Source organism: Actinoplanes sp. NBRC 101535 (genome assembly GCF_030269225.1).
Classification (GTDB): Bacteria; Actinomycetota; Actinomycetes; order Mycobacteriales; family Micromonosporaceae; genus Actinoplanes; species Actinoplanes rectilineatus.
The window spans coordinates 31,923-48,245 of sequence record NZ_BSSY01000020.1 but is presented as its reverse complement, the minus strand read 5'-3'; the positions used below and the strand labels follow the sequence as shown (position 1 = coordinate 48,245).

The window sequence follows — 16,323 nt, the reverse complement described above, 5'->3', positions numbered from 1 at the left end:
TGAGGCGGAGGTGATGTGTACCCCTTCCGGGGACTGTGCCCCAGATAATCACGTCTTTCCCATCACTCCCGGGTGCCAATGTCGCGGTCTCCACATGCAGTTGGAAGCCGGATGCGGCCTGGGCGGGGGCCGCAACACCACAGAGAGCGAGCATCATCGCGACGGTCACCGTTGCGATCCGCCCCAGAAGTACGGACATGAGTCGAGCTTATTTACAGTGATAAGACCCATGTGCCGGATTCGACGTCGGGATTTCGGGGTGATTTCCGCTACGCAACGCGACTGCGGAATACTGCCTGTGGAGGACAGCGCGGTCCTGCCCTCTGCTTCCCGTTCCACGAGCAAGGAGCGCACTGATGCCTATCGCTTCCCCCGAGGTCTACGCCGAGATGATCGATCGCGCCAAGAGCGGCGCGTTCGCGTACCCGGCGATCAACGTGACGTCCTCGCAGACCCTCAACGCCGCCCTGCAGGGCTTCGCGGAGGCGGGCAGCGACGGCATCGTCCAGATCTCCACCGGTGGCGCCGAGTACGCGTCCGGCCCGACGATCAAGAACATGATCACCGGTGCCGTCGCGCTCGCCGAGTACGCCACCGAGGTCGCCAAGAACTACCCGGTCAACATCGCGCTGCACACCGACCACTGCCCGAAGAACAAGCTCGACGGGTACGTCCGGCCGCTGCTCGCGATCTCCAAGGAGCGCGTCTCCAAGGGCCTCGCCCCGCTGTTCCAGTCGCACATGTGGGACGGCTCGGCCGTGCCGCTGGAGGAGAACCTCCAGATCGCCGAGGAGCTGCTGGCCCTCTCCGCCGCCGCGAAGATCATCCTCGAGATCGAGGTCGGCGTGGTCGGTGGCGAGGAGGACGGCGTCTCCGCCGCGATCGACGACAAGCTGTACTCGACCGTCGAGGACGGCCTGGCCACCGCTGCCGCGCTCGGCCTGGGTGAGAAGGGCCGCTACCTGACCGCCCTCACCTTCGGCAACGTGCACGGCGTCTACAAGCCGGGCAACGTCAAGCTCCGTCCGGAGATCCTCAAGGAGATCCAGGACGCGATCGGCGCGAAGTACGGCAAGGAGAAGCCGCTCGACCTGGTCTTCCACGGCGGCTCCGGCTCGCTGCTCTCGGAGATCCACGGCGCGCTGGACTACGGCGTGGTCAAGATGAACATCGACACCGACACGCAGTACGCGTTCACCCGCCCGGTCGTCGACCACGTCATGAAGAACTACGACGGCGTGCTGAAGATCGACGGCGAGGTCGGCAACAAGAAGGCGTACGACCCGCGCGCCTGGGGCAAGCTAGCCGAGAACGGTCTGGCCAAGCGCGTCGTGGAGGCCTGCGAGCACCTCCGCTCGACCGGCACCACGTTCGCCAAGTAGTCATCCGGCAGCGGTCGGTCCCGATGCCGGGGCCGGCCGCTGCTGTCGTTGTGGGATCACCCAGGTACATGGGTACGATCGAGCCCGTTCTTGATCAAGGGACCGGTGATCGTGTTCGCTATCGACGGGTGGAAACCCGAGTGGCATCACGACGCCGAGGCACTCGCGGCCATCCACCGGCACGCGTTCGTGCGACTCATCGGCCGTAAGCTGCGGTCCGGCTGGCTGATGTGGGACGTCGGGCAGCGCGGCTGGTTCGCCGACGGCCCGGTGATCCTGGACTTCGGCCAGAGCCGCGTCGAGGTCACCCACCGCAAGTTCGACGAGTGTGCGATCACCTGGGACCAGATCGACATGGCCGTGCCGATCGACTGGTACGAGCACTTCGACTGGCGGGCCGACCCGCACGCCGCGTTGCGGAAGGCGCGGGGCCGACCGCTCCGGGCGGTCAACATCATCGAACGGACCACGTCCGCCGACTGGCGTCCGCGGGTGCTGCACGCGGTCGAGTTCCTCTTCGACGGCGCCCGGCTCGCGGTGTACAACGCGATGGACGAGAACGGGCTGACCGACGTGCCGGAGGCCGAGCTGCCCGCCGCGCACTGGCGCCGTATCCACGTCGCCTGAGAGCCGACCCGGTCCGCCGGTTCACGTGGGCTTGAGAGCCGGGCGGGTCCGCCGGTTCGCGTGGCCCGCGGAGTAGCCGGGTTCACGTGGTCTGAGGGTCAACACGAGCGTGCGCCGCGACCGCCAAGGAGCCATCGCCCGCGGAGTAGCCGGGTTCACGTGGCCTGCGGGTCAGCAGCCGCTGCTGCCGCCCCCGTCACCGCCACCTCCGCCACCGTCGCTTCCACCGCCGCCCCAGCCGCCGCCGTCACCCCAGCTTGCGCCGGTGTCGGTCGGCGCACCGGTGTACGGGTACACGCTGGAGGCGGCGCCGGCCCCGGCCCCGGTGTGGCGGTGGTGTCCACGACGACGCCGGCCCGAGGTGGCGAAACCCAGTCCGACCAGGATCAACACTCCGATGAGGAGAAGCAGCGCGGTCATCATGGCTGCAGTGTGAGTGACGTCCGCCACCGTTCCGCCCGGGTGCCGCCACCGTCGGAGCCCGGGTGCCGTGACCTCGGGAGATCAGTCGCCGCCACCGCCACCACCGCCGCTGTCGCCGCCGCCCCACCCACCCCCGGAGTCCGACGAATCGCTGCTCCACGAGTTGTCCCAGGACGACCCCGAGTCGTGCGACGAACTGGTGCTGCCGACATAGCCGCCCCCGGCGTAACCACCGTGGCGGCTCCTCCGGCTGCCGTCCCGTCCCCGCCGTGCCCGGCCGAAAATGATCACCGCAGCGAACACCGCGACGGTGAAGAGGAACAGCGCGCCACCGAGCGCGAGGATCAAGACGAATCCCACCATGCCCGCAGTGTGCGGCACGCCCGCCAGCACCCGGGATCAGTCGACCGGCCAGGTCACGGCTGCAACGCGGCGACCGCCTCGTCCAGCGAGTCGGTGACCACGACCAGGTGCGACTGATCGCCGTGCGGGGACCGGGCCAGCAACGGCCGCAGCAGGTCCACCACCGGCAGAGCGGACCAGTGCTCGACGCCGAGGAACACGTACGCCCCCGACGGCCCGTCCGTCGCGTAGAACGTCTTCGTCGCCGCCTGGAAGATCTCCTGGACCGTTCCGGCCCAGCCCGGTGCGAACACGATGCCGCCCCGGGACAGTCGCAGGATCGAGTCCTCGCGGACCGCGTTGGAGAAGTATTTGCCGATCTGCCCGGCGAACAGGTTGGCCGGCTCGTGCCCGTACAACCAGGTGGGCAGGGCCAGACCGCCGTGCCGGAGCAGGCCGGCGACATCGGTGGCGGCGACCGGGAACGCCCGCCGGACCGCCAGTGCCGCCGCCGTGTACGGCTCGTGGTCCGGGAAATCCGGCGCACCGGACAGCATGTCGATCGCGGCGGCCAGCTCTTCCGTACCGCGGGACGCGAAGAACGCCCCCAGGTTCGCCGCCTCCATCACCCCCGGGCCGCCGCCGGTCACGATCAGGCGGCCCGCCCCGGCCAGCCGCTGGGCCAGCGAGGCGGCCATCCGGTACGCCGCCGAGCCCCGCGGCGCCGCATGCCCGCCCATGATCCCGACCGGCCCCTCGTGCCCGTGCACCGCGGCCCACGCCGCCAGGGCCTTGCCGAGCGCGTTGTCGATGCCGGCGTCGTGCAGCCGCTGCGACAGGGCCTCCCGGATGTCCGGGACCGGCCCGCCGTGCGCCACGAAATGCTGGTAGACGAGCGTGTCGAACATTCCGGCGAAACCGGCCTCGGCGAATCCCCGGGACAGGTCCTCCGGCGTGTAGAGCAGGGCCGGATGGGTGGGATACGGGCGCTCCCGGAACGGCGGGATCAGATGCGCGCCCCGCCGGATCAGATCGATCTCCACCTCCGGGCCGGCCAGCCGGCAGCCGACGAACAACGCGCCGCCGACGTCCACACCGGTCAGATCCGGCGGGTCCACGTCCAGGTGCAGACCGAGCACCACCAGCCCGGACAGGCTGCGCTTGGCGAGATGGACGTCCAACTCGGCACGGGATTCGATCTCGAGGGCGGTCGCGTCGAACGGCATGTCGCCGCCGAGCACGGGTTGCAGAGGATCCGGCATCGTTCCATCTTGCGCGTGGCGCGCGAACGACAGCCGGGTGGCCCTTGTCGTTGACGGCGAACCTAGAGTTGACCGCATGCGTGCTGCATCGGGATCACTGTTCGGGCTCGCCTACGGCGACTCCCTGGGAAAACCCACCGAGTTCCGGGACTACCAGGAGATCGTCGCCCGATACGGTCCGGGCGGACCGCGCAGACTCGAGGGCGAGCCGGCGCTGGTCACCGACGACACCCAGATGACCCTGGCGGTCGGTGAGGCGTTCCTGGAGGTGCGCACGCTGACCCCGGGCCTGCTGGAGCCGGTGCTGCGCCGCCGTTTCCTGGAGTGGGCGAACAGCCCGGAGAACGACCGGGCACCCGGGATGACCTGCCTGCGGGCGATCGGCGCGCTCGCCGACGGCCGGCCGTGGACCCGGGCCACCCAGACAGACTCGAAAGGCTGCGGGGCCAACATGCGGGTCGCACCGGCCGGGCTCGTCCCCGGGCTGAGCGACGAGGTGCGGTCCGGAGTGGCGCAGTTCCAGGCCGCACTGACACACGGGCACCCCACCGCGTTGGCGGCGAGTGAGCTCACCGCGTACGCCATCTTCTGGTTGGGTAACGGCCTGGCGCCGGCCGATCTGCTCGCGGCGCTCCGGCAGCGCTGCGCCGAGCAGCGCAAGGTCTACCACGGTGACTGGCTGGGCGAGCTCTGGCAGCGGCCCGCGGTGAGCTCACCGGAGGAGTTCATCGCCCGGGGCTGGGACGAGTGCGCGACAGCGCTCGACCGGGTGGAGGCGGCGCTCGCCGCAGGCGACTACACCGGCGACCCGTGCCTGGCCACCGGCGCCGGATGGATCGCGGAGGAGGCGCTGGCCACGGCGCTCTACTGCTATCTGATCTCCCCGGACGAGCCGGTCGCGGTCCTGGGGCGCGGCGCGGCGTCGTCCGGCGACTCCGACTCCATCGCCTGCCTGGCGGGGTCCTTCGCGGGGGCTTCGCTCGGCCTCGCCGCGTGGCCGGCCGAGTGGCAGACCCAGATCGAGTACGCGGACCGCCTGTTCCGTCTGGGCAGGGCCTGGGATTGACCGTCCCGCCGGGCGGCGCGGTTCGAAGGCTCCGTCCGACGTCAGGTGCCGTGCTGTTCAAGCAGTTCTAGTGCTTTCAAGTGTTCCTGGTGTTTTCAAGTATTTCCGGTGTTTTCAAGCGTTTCCGGTGGGTTCAAGCGGTTCCGGTCGGGGAAAAGCGGGCAGGGCGGAATGAACACCGGCCGGCCGGGTTGAATGAGGGCATGCAGAACCTCCTTCCCGAGCCTCCGGCCACTCGCCTGCCCGCCGACGCCGTGGCGGACAAGGCCCTCGCCGAGGCCGCTTCCGCGGGCACCGCGGAGGCCTACAAGGCGGTTGCCGCCGCCCACCCCGCCTACAGCGCCGCGTGGGCGCCCCTCGCCGCCGGTGCTCTGGCCGACGGCGAGCACGTAACGGCCTACGCGTATGCCCGGACCGGATACCACCGCGGACTGGACGCGCTGCGCCGCAACGGCTGGAAGGGCCACGGGCCGGTGCCCTGGTCGCACGAGGCCAACCAGGGCTTCCTGCGCTGCCTGCACGTCCTCTCGCAGGCCGCCGCGGCGATCGGTGAGGCGGACGAGGCGGCCCGCTGCGCCCAGTTCCTGCGCGACAGCGACCCGGCCGCCGCCGACGCTCTCAGCTGACCGCTCACGCCCGAACTCCCCACGCCACTCGGGCTGTGTCGAGTTCGGGCGCCCTACGCACCCCAATTCACCACGCCGCTTGGGGTGTGCTGAGTTTGGGCGTCCTACGCGCCCCAATTCACCACGCTGCTTGGGGTGTGTTGAGTTTGGGCGTCCTACGCGCCTCAATTCACCACGCCACTCGGGCTGTGTTGAGTTTGGGCGTCCTACGCGCCCCAATTCACCACGCTGCTTGGGGTGTGTTGAGTTCGGGCGTTCTACGCGCCCCAATTCACCACGCCGCTTGGGGTGTGGTGAGTTGGGGCGTTGTGCGCGCCTGACGTCGACACGCGGGGTGGGTCAGAGGCCCTCGGCCACGGCGGCGGCTATCTTGAGCCAGGCGTCGCGGGTGTCGGCGGAGAGTTCGCCGTAACGGATCGGCTCACCGGAGTCGACCAGCTTCTCGTACGGGGCGAGCAGCACCGCCCGGGTCCGCGCCGCGAAGTGTTTCTCGATCGCGGGCAGGTCGATGTCCTTGCGGGTCGGCGGCATCGTCACCACGGTCACCGCCTGCCGCACCAGCCGTCGCCGGCCGCTCTGCTCCAAGTGGTCGAGCATCCGCGCGGCGGTCTCGGCCGAGTCGTTACGGGCCGACATGGTGATCACCAACTGGTCGGTGGCGTCCATCGCGGCCTGCCAGTTCTCCGCCCGCACGTTGTTGCCGGTGTCCACGAAGATCAGCTTGTAGAAGCGGCTGACCACGTCGCGGATCTCGGCGAACGCGCCCGCGGTCAGCATCTCGCCGGCGGTTGCGGACTCGTCCGAGGCGAGTACGTCGAACATGCCCTCGCCCTGCGCCCGCACATACTGTGACAGGTCTCCGACCCGGCCCTGGGAACCCTGGAACAGGTGCAGGTCACGGAGCATGTCCCGGACCGTGCGGGCGTGGAAGTCCTGCTGGGCGCGCATCCCCAGGGTGCCCTGGGTCTCGTTGTTGTCCCAGGCCAGCACGTACCCGCCGCGCTTCTGCCCGAACGTCATCGCGAGCAGCACCACGGCTACCGTCTTGCCGGCGCCGCCCTTCGGGTTGACCACGGTGACCTGGCGTAGTCCGCCGAAGTTGCGGCGCACCATCTCGACGTCCTGGCGGAACTCGCGTTCCCGGCGGCCCGGCGCCATCTTGACCAGGCCGAGTGTGCTCTTGCGCAGCAGCGCCCGGGGTCCCATGGTGGCGTCCTGCTGGGGCGGGCGGGCCATCCGGCGCCGGGCGAACTCCTCGGCGGTCGGCGTGCCGTCGGCCAGCCAGGCGAGTTCCTGGAACGGGTTGCCGGCCGGCGGCTCGTCGAACGGGTTCGGCCCGTCCGGCATGGCCGGCACCCCATGCTTCTCCAGGGCACCCGGCTGCTCCGGAGTGCCCGTTTTCTCCGTGAAGCCCGGCGGTCTTTCGGTCGATGCCGGCGGCACGGTCCGGGTCCAGGGCGCCAGGGCAGTCGGCGGAGGCGGCAGAGCCGGAACAGGCTCCGGCGTAGGCAGCGGCACGGACTCCGGTGTAGGTGGGGGCACGGGCGCGGCGAGCGGATCCGCCGGCCGGTGCAGAGGTTGTGCCCACGGCGAATCCGGGTTCGCGTAATCGGAAACCGTGTGATCAGAGGCCGCGTGATCAGAGGCCGGGTGACCGGAAGCCGAGCGATCAGGAATCGCGCGCCCGGGAGCCGCGCGATCGGGACCCGGATCCCGCGCGGGAGGGCGGGACCCGCCGGCCCGCTGAGCCGGGACGTGCACGCCCGGTGGCAACTCCGGCGCCGCCCGCCCGGCCGGCCGGTAGACACCCGGCTCGACCTCCACAGCGGGCGGCCGACGGCCGTCGAGCGGCACCACACGGCCGTGCACCGGGGCCTCCGAGACCCCCGGCGAAGAAGGCGCCGGAGGTACAGAAGATTGCGAAGGCTCCCCGGTGCCGTCCCAGAACGGTTCCACGTCGCGGGGCGGAGGGACGGACTCGTCCTGCACGGATCGACCTCCCGGATGACAGGCAATCGGACCGGATGTCCGGTTCAGCCTGTCACAGAGAGCGTCAGCCCGCGTACACCGCCCAGGCGCCCGGCTCGGTCCACCAGGATCGTTTGCGGCTTGTGGATCCCGCCACCCCGTCGTCCAGGAACTGCAGATCGCCTTCGCGGGGCAGCACCGACACCGCCCGGCCGCGGGCCCGGCGTACCTCGATACGGATCTTGGTGTCTTTCCGGAACCGCTGCTTGACCACGATCGGGACGGCCACCGCCACCTCGACCCGGCCGTCGGTCGGGTCGCCGTCGGCGAGCAGCCGCAGGCCGTCGAACTCGGCGTATCCCGCAGCGTTGCCCACCGCACAGGCCAGGACCGGCTCCTCGCCGTCGGTGAGCAGCGCGTCGTCCACCTCGACCCGGCCGCGCCACGGCACCGCGCGCCCGTCGTCGTCGGATCCGCCGAGCAGGGCGCCGTCGAGCGTGACCGAGCCGCCGTCGTTGCGCAGCAGGTCGAGCCGGCGGACCGAGCCCTCCAGCACCGCCGCCGCCACGGCCGCGGGGGTGCGGGGCAGGCCGAGCTGGGCGGCGAGGTCCCCGGTGTGCGTCGGGTCGAGCGGCAGGATGGCCAGCGGAGGCAGGTCCGGCACGGTCCGGACGGCCGGCAGATCGTCCGGGCGTTTGCTGGGCGGCGGAGCGTACCGCCGGACCAGCCTGCGCACGACGGCGCGCAACTGGCCGTCGGTGGCGCTCGCCACCACCAACCTCAGCTTGGATTCCGGATCCGGCCAGGTCAGGCCGTCCGGCCGGGCCGGACCGTCGAACCGCGCGAGAACCGCGTCGATCTCCTGGTCCGATCCGGCCAGCACCGTCTCCACCCGGGCGCCGGCCTCGCGCAGCGCGTCGGCGCAGGCGAGGACCGGGGTACGCGGGGTGGCGCACACGGCGTTGCACCCACCGCACCCCGACCCGCAAGAGTCGGAGCCGCCCTGGCCCTCGGCCAGGCTGAGCAGCACGACGTCGAACATCCCTAGGCTCCGCTGAGCACCGAGTGGCGCTCGATGACCGCCTCGCGGCCCGGTCCGACGCCGACGATCGAGATGCGCGCGCCGACCCGCTGCTCGACGAACTCGACGAACTCCTGTGCCTGCTTCGGGAGTTCGGAGAATTTGCGGCAGCCGGAGATGTCCTGTTTCCAGCCGGGCAGCGTCTCGTAGACCGGGGTGGCGTGGTGGAAGTCGGTCTGGTTGATCGGCATCTCGTCGTGCCGGACGCCGTTCACCTCGTATGCCACACAGACCGGGATCTCGTCGAGCCCGTCGTAGTTGTCCAGCTTGGTCATCGCGAAGTCGGTGACGCCGTTGATCCGCTGGGCATACCGGCCGATCACCAGGTCGAGCCAGCCGATCCGCCGGGGACGGCCGGTGGTGGTGCCGTACTCGTGGCCGACCTCGCGCAGGTAGTCGCCGAACTTGTCGTGCAGCTCGGTGGGGAACGGGCCCTCGCCGACACGCGTGGTGAACGCCTTGAGCACCGCCACCACCCGGTCGATGCGGGTCGGCGGGATGCCGGAGCCGGTGCAGGCGCCGCCGGCCGTCGCGTTCGAGCTGGTCACGAACGGGTAGGTGCCGTGGTCGACGTCGAGCAGGGTGGCCTGGCCGGCCTCGCAGAGCACGACCTTGTCCTGGTCGATGGCCTGGGCCAGCTCCAGTGCCGTGTCGGCGACGTAGGGCCGGAGCCGTTCGACGTAGGAGAGCAGTTCCTGGACGACCTCCTCGCCCTTGACCGCACTGCGGTTGTAGATCTTCGACAGCACCTGGTTCTTGAACGCCAGCGCGGCGGTCACCTTCTGCCGCAGGATCGACTCGTCGAAGAGGTCCTGCACCCGGATGCCGATGCGGTTCATCTTGTCGGCGTACGTCGGGCCGATGCCGCGCCCGGTGGTGCCGATCCGCCGCGCGCCGAGGAACCGCTCGCTGACCTTGTCGAGCGACCGGTTGTATGCCGCGATCACGTGCGCGTTGGCGCTGATCCGCAGCCGGGACGTGTCGATGCCCCGGGCCTCGAGGCCGTCGATCTCCTGGAACAGCACGTTGAGGTCCACGACGACACCGTTGCCGATGACCGGTACGACGTTCGGGGAGAGGATGCCGCTCGGAAGAAGGTGTAGTGCGTATTTCTCGCCGTCGATCACGACGGTGTGGCCCGCGTTGTTACCACCATTGAACTTCACCACGTAGTCCAGCCGGTCTCCCAGCAGGTCCGTGGCTTTGCCCTTGCCCTCGTCGCCCCACTGGGCGCCGACCAAAACGATCACCGGCACTTTGTGTGATGCCCTTCCCGAAGGAGCATTGCCCGATAGGGAGCATTGCCCCACGTCGTACCTGGAGGAGCCCGGGTACTGCCGAAGTTTACGCGACCGTGTCGCAGGTAGGATGGGCCGTCGTGCGCGTACTTCTGATCGGCTCCGGTGGGCGCGAACACGCGCTAGCCGTCGGCCTTGCCGCTGACCCGTCCGTCGACTTCCTGGCCGCCGCGCCGGGCAACCCCGGCATCGCCCAGGTTGCCGAGCTGCATGAGGTCAAGGTCACTGATGCCGCCGCGGTCGCGGCGCTCGCCGTCACCCTGCGCGCCGACCTCGTGGTGGTCGGCCCGGAGGCCCCGCTCGTCGCCGGCGTCGCCGACGCGGTCCGGGCCGAGGGCATCGCCTGTTTCGGCCCCAGTGCCGCCGCCGCGGCCCTGGAGGGTTCCAAGACTTTCGCCAACGAGGTGATGGCCGCCGCCGGTGTGCCGACCGCCCGGTCGTTCGCCTGCACCGAGATGGACGCGGTCCGTGCCGCGCTCACCGAGCTGGGTGCGCCGTACGTGGTGAAGAACGACGGTCTCGCGGCCGGCAAGGGTGTGGTGGTCACCGACGACCTCGACGAGGCCCTGATCCACGCCGAGGCGTGCGGCAAGGTCGTCATCGAGGAGTTCCTGCCCGGCCCCGAGGTGTCGCTCTTCGTGGTCACCGACGGGACCGCGGTGGCGCCGCTGATGCCGGCTCAGGACTTCAAGCGGCTGCAGGACGACGACGAGGGCCCGAACACCGGTGGCATGGGGGCGTACGCGCCGCTGGACTGGGCGCCGGACGACCTGGTGGAGCGGGTGCTCCGGGAGACCGTCGAGCCGACCCTGGCGGAGATGCGCAAGCGGGGCACGCCGTTCGCCGGTCTGCTCTACGTCGGACTCGCGCTCACCCCGGACGGCCCGAAGGTGATCGAGTTCAACGCCCGGTTCGGCGATCCGGAGACCCAGGTCGTGCTGGCGCTGCTCGAGTCGCCGCTGGCCGGGCTGCTCAACGCCGCGGCCACCGGCACGCTCGCCGAGCACGGTCCGCTGCGCTGGAAGGACGGCTCGGCGATCACCATCGTGATGGCGAGCCACAACTACCCGGGCGTTCCGCGGACCGGTGATGTGATCGAGGGCGCCGAGCGGCCGGGTGTCATCCACGCGGGCACCGCCCGGGACGCTGCCGGGGCTCTGGTCTCGGCCGGCGGGCGCGTCCTGAGTGTCACCGCCGTCGGTGACGACCTGGCGTCCGCACGGGACGCGGCTTACGCACTGGTCGACGGGGTGAAGCTGGACGGCGCCCAGTACCGCACCGACATCGCTCTCCGGGCGGTCCGGGGCGAGATCAAGCTCTGAGTCTATTGCCCGTTTAGGGGAAGAAACGCCGGTTGTTCGATGGGTTGACCGCAGGTAGGGTCCTAGTAGCTTGGTGTGGTTTTCCGGAGCCGCACTCACTCGGGCACCGCACTCTGTGGTCACCCGGCCGACGAGCGTGGGAGACGACATGACTCCGCAGGCGACCGCCATCGAATCGGACGAGGAAGTGCAGGTCCTCCGGCCCTCGCCGGCTGATTGGACGACCTTTGTACAACAGGAGCTCGCCGCGCTCGGGATCGATATGGCCGAGCTGCGCAGGCAAGCACAGGAGCGGGATTTCGCCTCTGCCGCCGCCCGCGAACTGTGGGTGATGGTGGGTGACTCCACGAGTTGACCTGGCGAGTCTGACCAGATCATTCGCCAACCAGTTGAAAGACCTCCTGAACGCGACCGTCTGCGACGGGGCGTATATCGGAGTTCTGGAACGTCCGGATGGTGTCGTATTCCTCGGGACCGAGCTACGAAAGGTCGGTAGGGCGCAACCGGTGCGACTCCGGACCAGCGGGGATGTTCCGCTGTGGCTGGCGGTGCACATGCGGACCGCGTTGGATCCCGAGGGGTACCTCGTCACCCAGGAATCCACCTACACCCTGAGTAAGGGCTTCGACCAGGTGGAACTTCTCCACTACGACTACGAGCGGGACAAGGCCGGATATCCGGACGCGCACGTCCAGGTCATCGGCGGGAGCAAGGACTGGGACGACGTGCTTGTCGCTTCCGGCCGGAGTCGTGGCGGGCTGGGAAAGCTGCACTTCACCGTGGGTGGGCGACGATACCGGCCTTCCGTCGAAGATGTTATCGACATGCTGATCGACGAACGTTTTCTCGACCCCAAGCCGCAGGCACGCGAGCGTCTCGCCGTGAGCCGTGAGGCGTTTCAACGTCGGCAGTTGCGGGCCGCGATTCGTCGTGATCCGGATGCGGCCGTCCTGGAGCTGCGTGCGGCGGGATACCACGTCGTCGAGCCTGATCAGGTGGAACGGCGGAGTCGTACCGGCCTCGCGCCCGGCCGAAAGCGTCGGGGTCGTGGGTGACGGGACTTTGAGGCGTACGAGAAAAGGGGTGTGCGCATCGATCGCACACCCCTTTTGCCGTGTTGTGTTCTCAGTTCTTGGGGATGTCGAACAGCTTGGCGATGCTGGCCGCCAGGCTGAGGTCACCCTTCGCCTTGATCTTGCCGGTCATGAACAGCATCATCGGGTTGCCCTCTCCGGTGATGGTCTTGAGGAACGTGAGCGAGTCCATCGTCATGTGCAGCTTGGGCTCGCGGACCGGCTGGTTGGTGACAGTGCAGGCGCCGTTCTCGATCACGGTCTCGTAGGTGTCGCTCGAGCCGGCCGGGCCGCCCGTGATGGTCCAGTGGATGACGGCCTGGGTGTTGCCGGCCTTCTCCGCGCGGAACAGCGACGGCATCCGGTTGAACACCTCGTCGAGGATCTTGGGGCGCAGGTCCGACGCCATCACCTCGGAGATCTTGGAGTCCGGGGTGGACTTGACGAGCTGGGCGAACTCCTTCGGGCCGATCGACGCGAGCGACTCGGGGCTGAAATCAGTCATCTGCGGACCTTTCGGGATGATCAATTGCCTACTCGCCAGTAACCTTAGCGAGAATGCCGTGTCCTCGTGCAGTGTGCCACTCCCCAACATCCGTTGGACAGTCGGCCTACCGTGCTCATAGACTCCCCAACATGTCTTTGGGAGAAGGTGACACGGCCGCCCTCCGGGCACTCGCCCACCCGGTCCGCCTGCAGATCATGTCGCTGCTCACCGGTGCCTCGCTGACCGCCGCCGAGGTGGCCCGCGAGCTCGGCATCACCCACGCCAACGCCAGCTACCACCTGCGCAATCTCCTCGCCGCCGACCGGATCGTGGTGGCCGGCGAGGAGAAGATCCGCGGCGGTGTCGCCAAGCGCTACCGCTACGTCGGACAGCACCCCCGCGGGACGGTCGCCGCGGAGGAGAAGCGGGAACTCTTCCCAGTCGTCGCCACCGAGCTGCAACGGCGGGCGGCCGCCGCCCGATGGCCCGGTGTCGACCTCATGGGTGACGCCGAGGTCTGGGTCGACCCCGGAAAGTGGCGGGAGATCCGGGACCGGATCGCCGCCGCACTCCACGATCTGCACCAGGCCGCCCAGCCGTCCCGCACCCCGGGCACCGTCCGCACCAGCACCACCATCGCCCTCTTCGAGATGGACGACCCGTCGTGAGCGCCGCGCTGGCACCGTTGCGCCTGCGCGACTTCCGGTGGCTGCTGGCCGCCCGCACGACCGGCGCGTTCGGCAACGCGTTCGCCCCGATCGCATTGGCCTTCGCGGTCCTCGACCTCACCGGCTCGGCCCGCGACCTGGGCCTGGTGGTCGGCGCCCGGACGCTGGCCAACGTCCTGCTCCTGCTCTTCGGCGGGGTGCTGGCCGACCGCCTGCCGCGCGGCCTGCTGCTGGTCGGCGCCTCGGTGGCCGCGGCCGGCACCCAGGCCGCCGTCGCGGCACTGGTGCTGACCGGCGCGGCCACCGTGCCGGTGCTGATCGTGCTCGCCGTGCTCAACGGCATGGTCGCCGCGGTCTCGCAGCCCGCCTCCGCGGCGCTCATGCCGCTGATCGTCGGGGCGGAGATCCGCCAGCAGGCCAACGGCCTCACCCGGATGGCACACAACGGCGCGATGATCATCGGGGCGTCGGCGGGTGGCGCACTGGTCGCGTTGATCGGCCCGGGCTGGGGCATCGCGGTCGATGCCGGCACGTTCGCGCTGTCCGCACTCTTCTTCGCGGTGCTCCGGCTGCCCACCCGGCCGCCGGCCGGTCCCGGGACGGCCCGCCCGGGTGTCCTGTCCGACCTGCGGACCGGCTGGACCGAGTTCCGTTCCCGCACCTGGTTGTGGGTGGTGGTCGCCGGGTTCTGCCTGGCCAACATGGCCTGGGCCGGTGCGATGAACGTGCTGGGCCCGGTCGTCGCCGACGACACCGTCGGCCGGCAGGCCTGGGGTCTGGTGCTCGCCGCGCAGACCGCCGGCATGGTGGCCGGCGCGGTGGTGGTGTTGCGCCTGCGCGTGCGGCGGCTGCTCGGGTACGGCGTCGTCTGCTGCCTGTTCTGGGGCCTGCCGGTGCTGGCCCTGGGCGTCCTCCCGCAGCTGCCGGTTCTGATCGCCGCGGCGTTCCTGTCCGGCCTGGCGATCGAACAGTTCGGCATCGCCTGGGAGACCTCGATGCAGGAGCACGTCCCGGCCGACCGGCTGGCCCGGGTCTACTCCTACGACATGCTCGGTTCGTACCTGGGCATGCCGATCGGGCAGATCGCGATCGGCCCGATCGGTGAGGCGGCCGGCGCCGGGCCGGCCCTGATCGGCGCGAGCGCGGTGATGTTCGTGGCGGCCGTGGGCATGCTGAGCAGTTCCTCCGTCCGCACCCTGCGTCACCAGCTGCCGGAGGACTCGGCGGGGCCCATGAAAGAATCGGTGTCGTGACCATCCCGAACGTGCTCGCCGCCCGCTATGCCTCCGCCGACCTCGTCGCCCTCTGGTCCCCGGAGGAGAAGATCCGGATGGAACGGCAGCTCTGGCTCGCCGTCCTGAAGGCCCAGCGCGACCTCGGAGTGGACGTGCCGGACGGTGCCGTCGAGGCGTATGAGGCGGTGCTCGACCGGGTCGACCTGGAGTCGATCGCCGCCCGCGAGCGGATCACCCGCCACGACGTGAAGGCGCGGATCGAGGAGTTCAGCGAGCTCGCCGGCTTCGAGCAGATCCACAAGGGGATGACCTCCCGCGACCTGACCGAGAACGTGGAGCAGCTGCAGATCCGGGCGTCCCTGGAGCTGATCCGCGGACGCGTCGTGGCCACGCTGGCGCGGCTCACCGCGCTGGCCGTCGAGCACTCCGACCTGGTGATGACCGGCCGGTCGCACAACGTCGCGGCGCAGGCCACCACGCTCGGCAAGCGGTTCGCCTCGGCGGCGGAGGAGCTGCTCATCGCGTACGAGCGGCTGGACGACCTGATCGCGCGGTATCCCCTGCGGGGCATCAAGGGACCGGTCGGCACCGCCGCCGACCAGCTCGACCTGCTTGACGGCTCGGCGGACAAGCTCGCCGGTCTGGAGGCCAAGGTCGCCGAGCACCTCGGGTTCGCCCGGGTGCTGTCCAGCGTCGGCCAGGTCTACCCGCGGTCGCTCGACTTCGACGTGGTCTCGGCACTGGCGCAGGTCGTCGCGGGCCCGTCGTCGCTGGCCACCACGATCCGGCTGATGGTCGGCCAGGAGCTGGTGACCGAGGGCTTCAAGCCGGGCCAGGTCGGCTCGTCGGCGATGCCGCACAAGATGAACACCCGGTCGTCGGAGCGGGTCAACGGCCTCGCGGTGATCGTCCGCGGCTACCTGTCGATGATCGGCGAGCTGGCCGGCGACCAGTGGAACGAGGGTGACGTCTCCTGTTCGGTGGTGCGCCGGGTGGCCCTGCCGGACGCGTTCTTCGCCGCCGACGGGCTGTTCCAGACCTTCCTCACCGTGCTCGACGAGTTCGGGGCGTACCCGGCCGTCATCGCCCGTGAGCTGGACCGTTTCCTGCCGTTCCTGGCCACCACCAAGGTGCTGGTCGCCGCGGTCCGCAAGGGCGTCGGCCGTGAGGTCGCGCACGAGGTGATCAAGGAGCACGCGGTCGGCGTGGCCCTGGCCATGCGGGAGAAGGGCGTGGCCGTCAACGACCTCTTCGACCGGCTGGCCGGCGACGAGCGCCTGCAGCTGTCCCGGGCCGAGATCGACACCCTGGTCGCCGACCGGGCGGCGTTCGTCGGCGCGGCACCGGCGCAGGTGCGTGCGGTCGCCGACCGGGTCGCCGAGATCGTTGCCCGGCACCCGTCGGCGGCCGTCTACGCACCCGCCCCGATCCTCTGATCCCTGAGCCGTTCTCCGTGGTCCCGC

General features: G+C 70.1%; 16 protein-coding genes and 1 pseudogene. 10 read left to right on the top strand and 7 right to left on the bottom strand.

The annotated features are described in order from the left end of the window. Nucleotides 1–356 precede the first annotated feature (356 nt). Nucleotides 357–1,382 carry a class II fructose-bisphosphate aldolase gene (fbaA, locus tag QSK32_RS37545; RefSeq protein ID WP_045742585.1) on the top strand — a complete coding sequence of 342 codons (1,026 nt, stop codon included), beginning with the start codon at nucleotides 357–359 and terminating at the stop codon, nucleotides 1,380–1,382. Between the two features lie 105 nt (nucleotides 1,383–1,487). After that, nucleotides 1,488–2,009, top strand: a complete 522-nt coding sequence (locus tag QSK32_RS37540; protein WP_045742639.1) for a hypothetical protein — start codon at nucleotides 1,488–1,490, stop codon at nucleotides 2,007–2,009. A gap of 171 nt (nucleotides 2,010–2,180) precedes the next feature. Here QSK32_RS37540 and QSK32_RS37535 read toward each other — a convergent pair whose 3' ends face one another. The 3 genes from QSK32_RS37535 to QSK32_RS37525 form a co-directional block, all read right to left on the bottom strand. Further along, on the bottom strand, nucleotides 2,181–2,432 hold the full coding sequence (locus QSK32_RS37535) for a hypothetical protein (RefSeq protein WP_285474621.1): 252 nt from the start codon (nucleotides 2,430–2,432) through the stop codon (nucleotides 2,181–2,183). 81 nt (nucleotides 2,433–2,513) lie between these two features. Beyond that, nucleotides 2,514–2,795, bottom strand: coding sequence for a hypothetical protein (locus QSK32_RS37530; protein WP_285474620.1), 282 nt, complete (start codon nucleotides 2,793–2,795; stop codon nucleotides 2,514–2,516). Between the two features lie 53 nt (nucleotides 2,796–2,848). Beyond that, nucleotides 2,849–4,036 carry an LOG family protein gene (locus QSK32_RS37525; protein ID WP_045742588.1) on the bottom strand — a complete coding sequence of 396 codons (1,188 nt, stop codon included), beginning with the start codon at nucleotides 4,034–4,036 and terminating at the stop codon, nucleotides 2,849–2,851. A gap of 76 nt (nucleotides 4,037–4,112) precedes the next feature. Here QSK32_RS37525 and QSK32_RS37520 point away from each other — a divergent pair, with 76 nt between their 5' ends. Then, the gene (locus QSK32_RS37520) at nucleotides 4,113–5,102 is read left to right on the top strand and encodes an ADP-ribosylglycohydrolase family protein (protein WP_285474619.1); all 990 of its coding nucleotides are present in this window, start codon (nucleotides 4,113–4,115) and stop codon (nucleotides 5,100–5,102) included. Nucleotides 5,103–5,305: 203 nt separating this feature from the next. Continuing rightward, complete coding sequence (locus QSK32_RS37515) at nucleotides 5,306–5,728, top strand: DUF3151 domain-containing protein (protein ID WP_045742590.1); 423 nt, start codon at nucleotides 5,306–5,308, stop codon at nucleotides 5,726–5,728. 339 nt (nucleotides 5,729–6,067) lie between these two features. On the opposite strand, the pseudogene QSK32_RS37510 reads toward QSK32_RS37515, so the two are convergent. The 3 genes and pseudogenes from QSK32_RS37510 to QSK32_RS37500 form a co-directional block, all read right to left on the bottom strand. Continuing rightward, a pseudogene (locus QSK32_RS37510) lies at nucleotides 6,068–7,333 on the bottom strand (MinD/ParA family ATP-binding protein); the annotation flags it as partial. Between the two features lie 448 nt (nucleotides 7,334–7,781). Continuing rightward, complete coding sequence (locus tag QSK32_RS37505) at nucleotides 7,782–8,738, bottom strand: diacylglycerol kinase family protein (protein ID WP_285474618.1); 957 nt, start codon at nucleotides 8,736–8,738, stop codon at nucleotides 7,782–7,784. Between the two features lie 2 nt (nucleotides 8,739–8,740). Beyond that, nucleotides 8,741–10,033, bottom strand: a complete 1,293-nt coding sequence (locus QSK32_RS37500; RefSeq protein ID WP_045742592.1) for an adenylosuccinate synthase — start codon at nucleotides 10,031–10,033, stop codon at nucleotides 8,741–8,743. A gap of 122 nt (nucleotides 10,034–10,155) precedes the next feature. Here QSK32_RS37500 and purD point away from each other — a divergent pair, with 122 nt between their 5' ends. From purD to QSK32_RS37485, 3 genes are all read left to right on the top strand, one after another. Then, entirely contained in the window at nucleotides 10,156–11,397 is a 1,242-nt protein-coding gene (gene purD / locus QSK32_RS37495) for a phosphoribosylamine--glycine ligase (RefSeq protein ID WP_045742593.1), read from the top strand. A gap of 148 nt (nucleotides 11,398–11,545) precedes the next feature. Further along, on the top strand, nucleotides 11,546–11,752 hold the full coding sequence (locus QSK32_RS37490) for a hypothetical protein (protein ID WP_285474617.1): 207 nt from the start codon (nucleotides 11,546–11,548) through the stop codon (nucleotides 11,750–11,752). After that, the gene (locus QSK32_RS37485) at nucleotides 11,736–12,452 is read left to right on the top strand and encodes a hypothetical protein (RefSeq protein WP_285474616.1); all 717 of its coding nucleotides are present in this window, start codon (nucleotides 11,736–11,738) and stop codon (nucleotides 12,450–12,452) included. The genes QSK32_RS37490 and QSK32_RS37485 overlap by 17 nt, the downstream gene beginning before the upstream one ends. Nucleotides 12,453–12,522: 70 nt before the next feature. Here QSK32_RS37485 and QSK32_RS37480 read toward each other — a convergent pair whose 3' ends face one another. Further along, the gene (locus QSK32_RS37480) at nucleotides 12,523–12,975 is read right to left on the bottom strand and encodes an SCP2 sterol-binding domain-containing protein (RefSeq protein WP_045742595.1); all 453 of its coding nucleotides are present in this window, start codon (nucleotides 12,973–12,975) and stop codon (nucleotides 12,523–12,525) included. Between the two features lie 131 nt (nucleotides 12,976–13,106). Between QSK32_RS37480 and QSK32_RS37475 the strand changes: the two genes are divergently transcribed. From QSK32_RS37475 to purB, 3 genes are read left to right on the top strand one after another with little or no spacing between them, the layout of a single operon-like run. Continuing rightward, nucleotides 13,107–13,625, top strand: a complete 519-nt coding sequence (locus QSK32_RS37475) for an ArsR/SmtB family transcription factor (protein WP_285474615.1) — start codon at nucleotides 13,107–13,109, stop codon at nucleotides 13,623–13,625. Continuing rightward, nucleotides 13,622–14,878 carry an MFS transporter gene (locus tag QSK32_RS37470; RefSeq protein ID WP_045742597.1) on the top strand — a complete coding sequence of 419 codons (1,257 nt, stop codon included), beginning with the start codon at nucleotides 13,622–13,624 and terminating at the stop codon, nucleotides 14,876–14,878. The genes QSK32_RS37475 and QSK32_RS37470 overlap by 4 nt, the downstream gene beginning before the upstream one ends. Continuing rightward, nucleotides 14,875–16,296 carry an adenylosuccinate lyase gene (purB, locus tag QSK32_RS37465; RefSeq protein WP_285474614.1) on the top strand — a complete coding sequence of 474 codons (1,422 nt, stop codon included), beginning with the start codon at nucleotides 14,875–14,877 and terminating at the stop codon, nucleotides 16,294–16,296. The genes QSK32_RS37470 and purB overlap by 4 nt, the downstream gene beginning before the upstream one ends. Nucleotides 16,297–16,323: the final 27 nt, after the last annotated feature.

Excerpts from the sequence above, each read along its gene's own strand:
- QSK32_RS37480 (WP_045742595.1), bottom strand. The coding sequence starts at position 12,975 with ATGACTGATTTCAGCCCCGAGTCGCTCGCGTCGATCGGCCCGAAGGAG.
- QSK32_RS37530 (WP_285474620.1), bottom strand. The coding sequence starts at position 2,795 with ATGGTGGGATTCGTCTTGATCCTCGCGCTCGGTGGCGCGCTGTTCCTC.
- QSK32_RS37535 (WP_285474621.1), bottom strand. The coding sequence starts at position 2,432 with ATGATGACCGCGCTGCTTCTCCTCATCGGAGTGTTGATCCTGGTCGGA.
- QSK32_RS37475 (WP_285474615.1), top strand. The coding sequence starts at position 13,107 with ATGTCTTTGGGAGAAGGTGACACGGCCGCCCTCCGGGCACTCGCCCAC.
- QSK32_RS37525 (WP_045742588.1), bottom strand. The coding sequence starts at position 4,036 with ATGCCGGATCCTCTGCAACCCGTGCTCGGCGGCGACATGCCGTTCGAC.
- QSK32_RS37490 (WP_285474617.1), top strand. The coding sequence starts at position 11,546 with ATGACTCCGCAGGCGACCGCCATCGAATCGGACGAGGAAGTGCAGGTC.
- fbaA (WP_045742585.1), top strand. The coding sequence starts at position 357 with ATGCCTATCGCTTCCCCCGAGGTCTACGCCGAGATGATCGATCGCGCC.
- QSK32_RS37520 (WP_285474619.1), top strand. The coding sequence starts at position 4,113 with ATGCGTGCTGCATCGGGATCACTGTTCGGGCTCGCCTACGGCGACTCC.
- QSK32_RS37505 (WP_285474618.1), bottom strand. The coding sequence starts at position 8,738 with ATGTTCGACGTCGTGCTGCTCAGCCTGGCCGAGGGCCAGGGCGGCTCC.
- QSK32_RS37515 (WP_045742590.1), top strand. The coding sequence starts at position 5,306 with ATGCAGAACCTCCTTCCCGAGCCTCCGGCCACTCGCCTGCCCGCCGAC.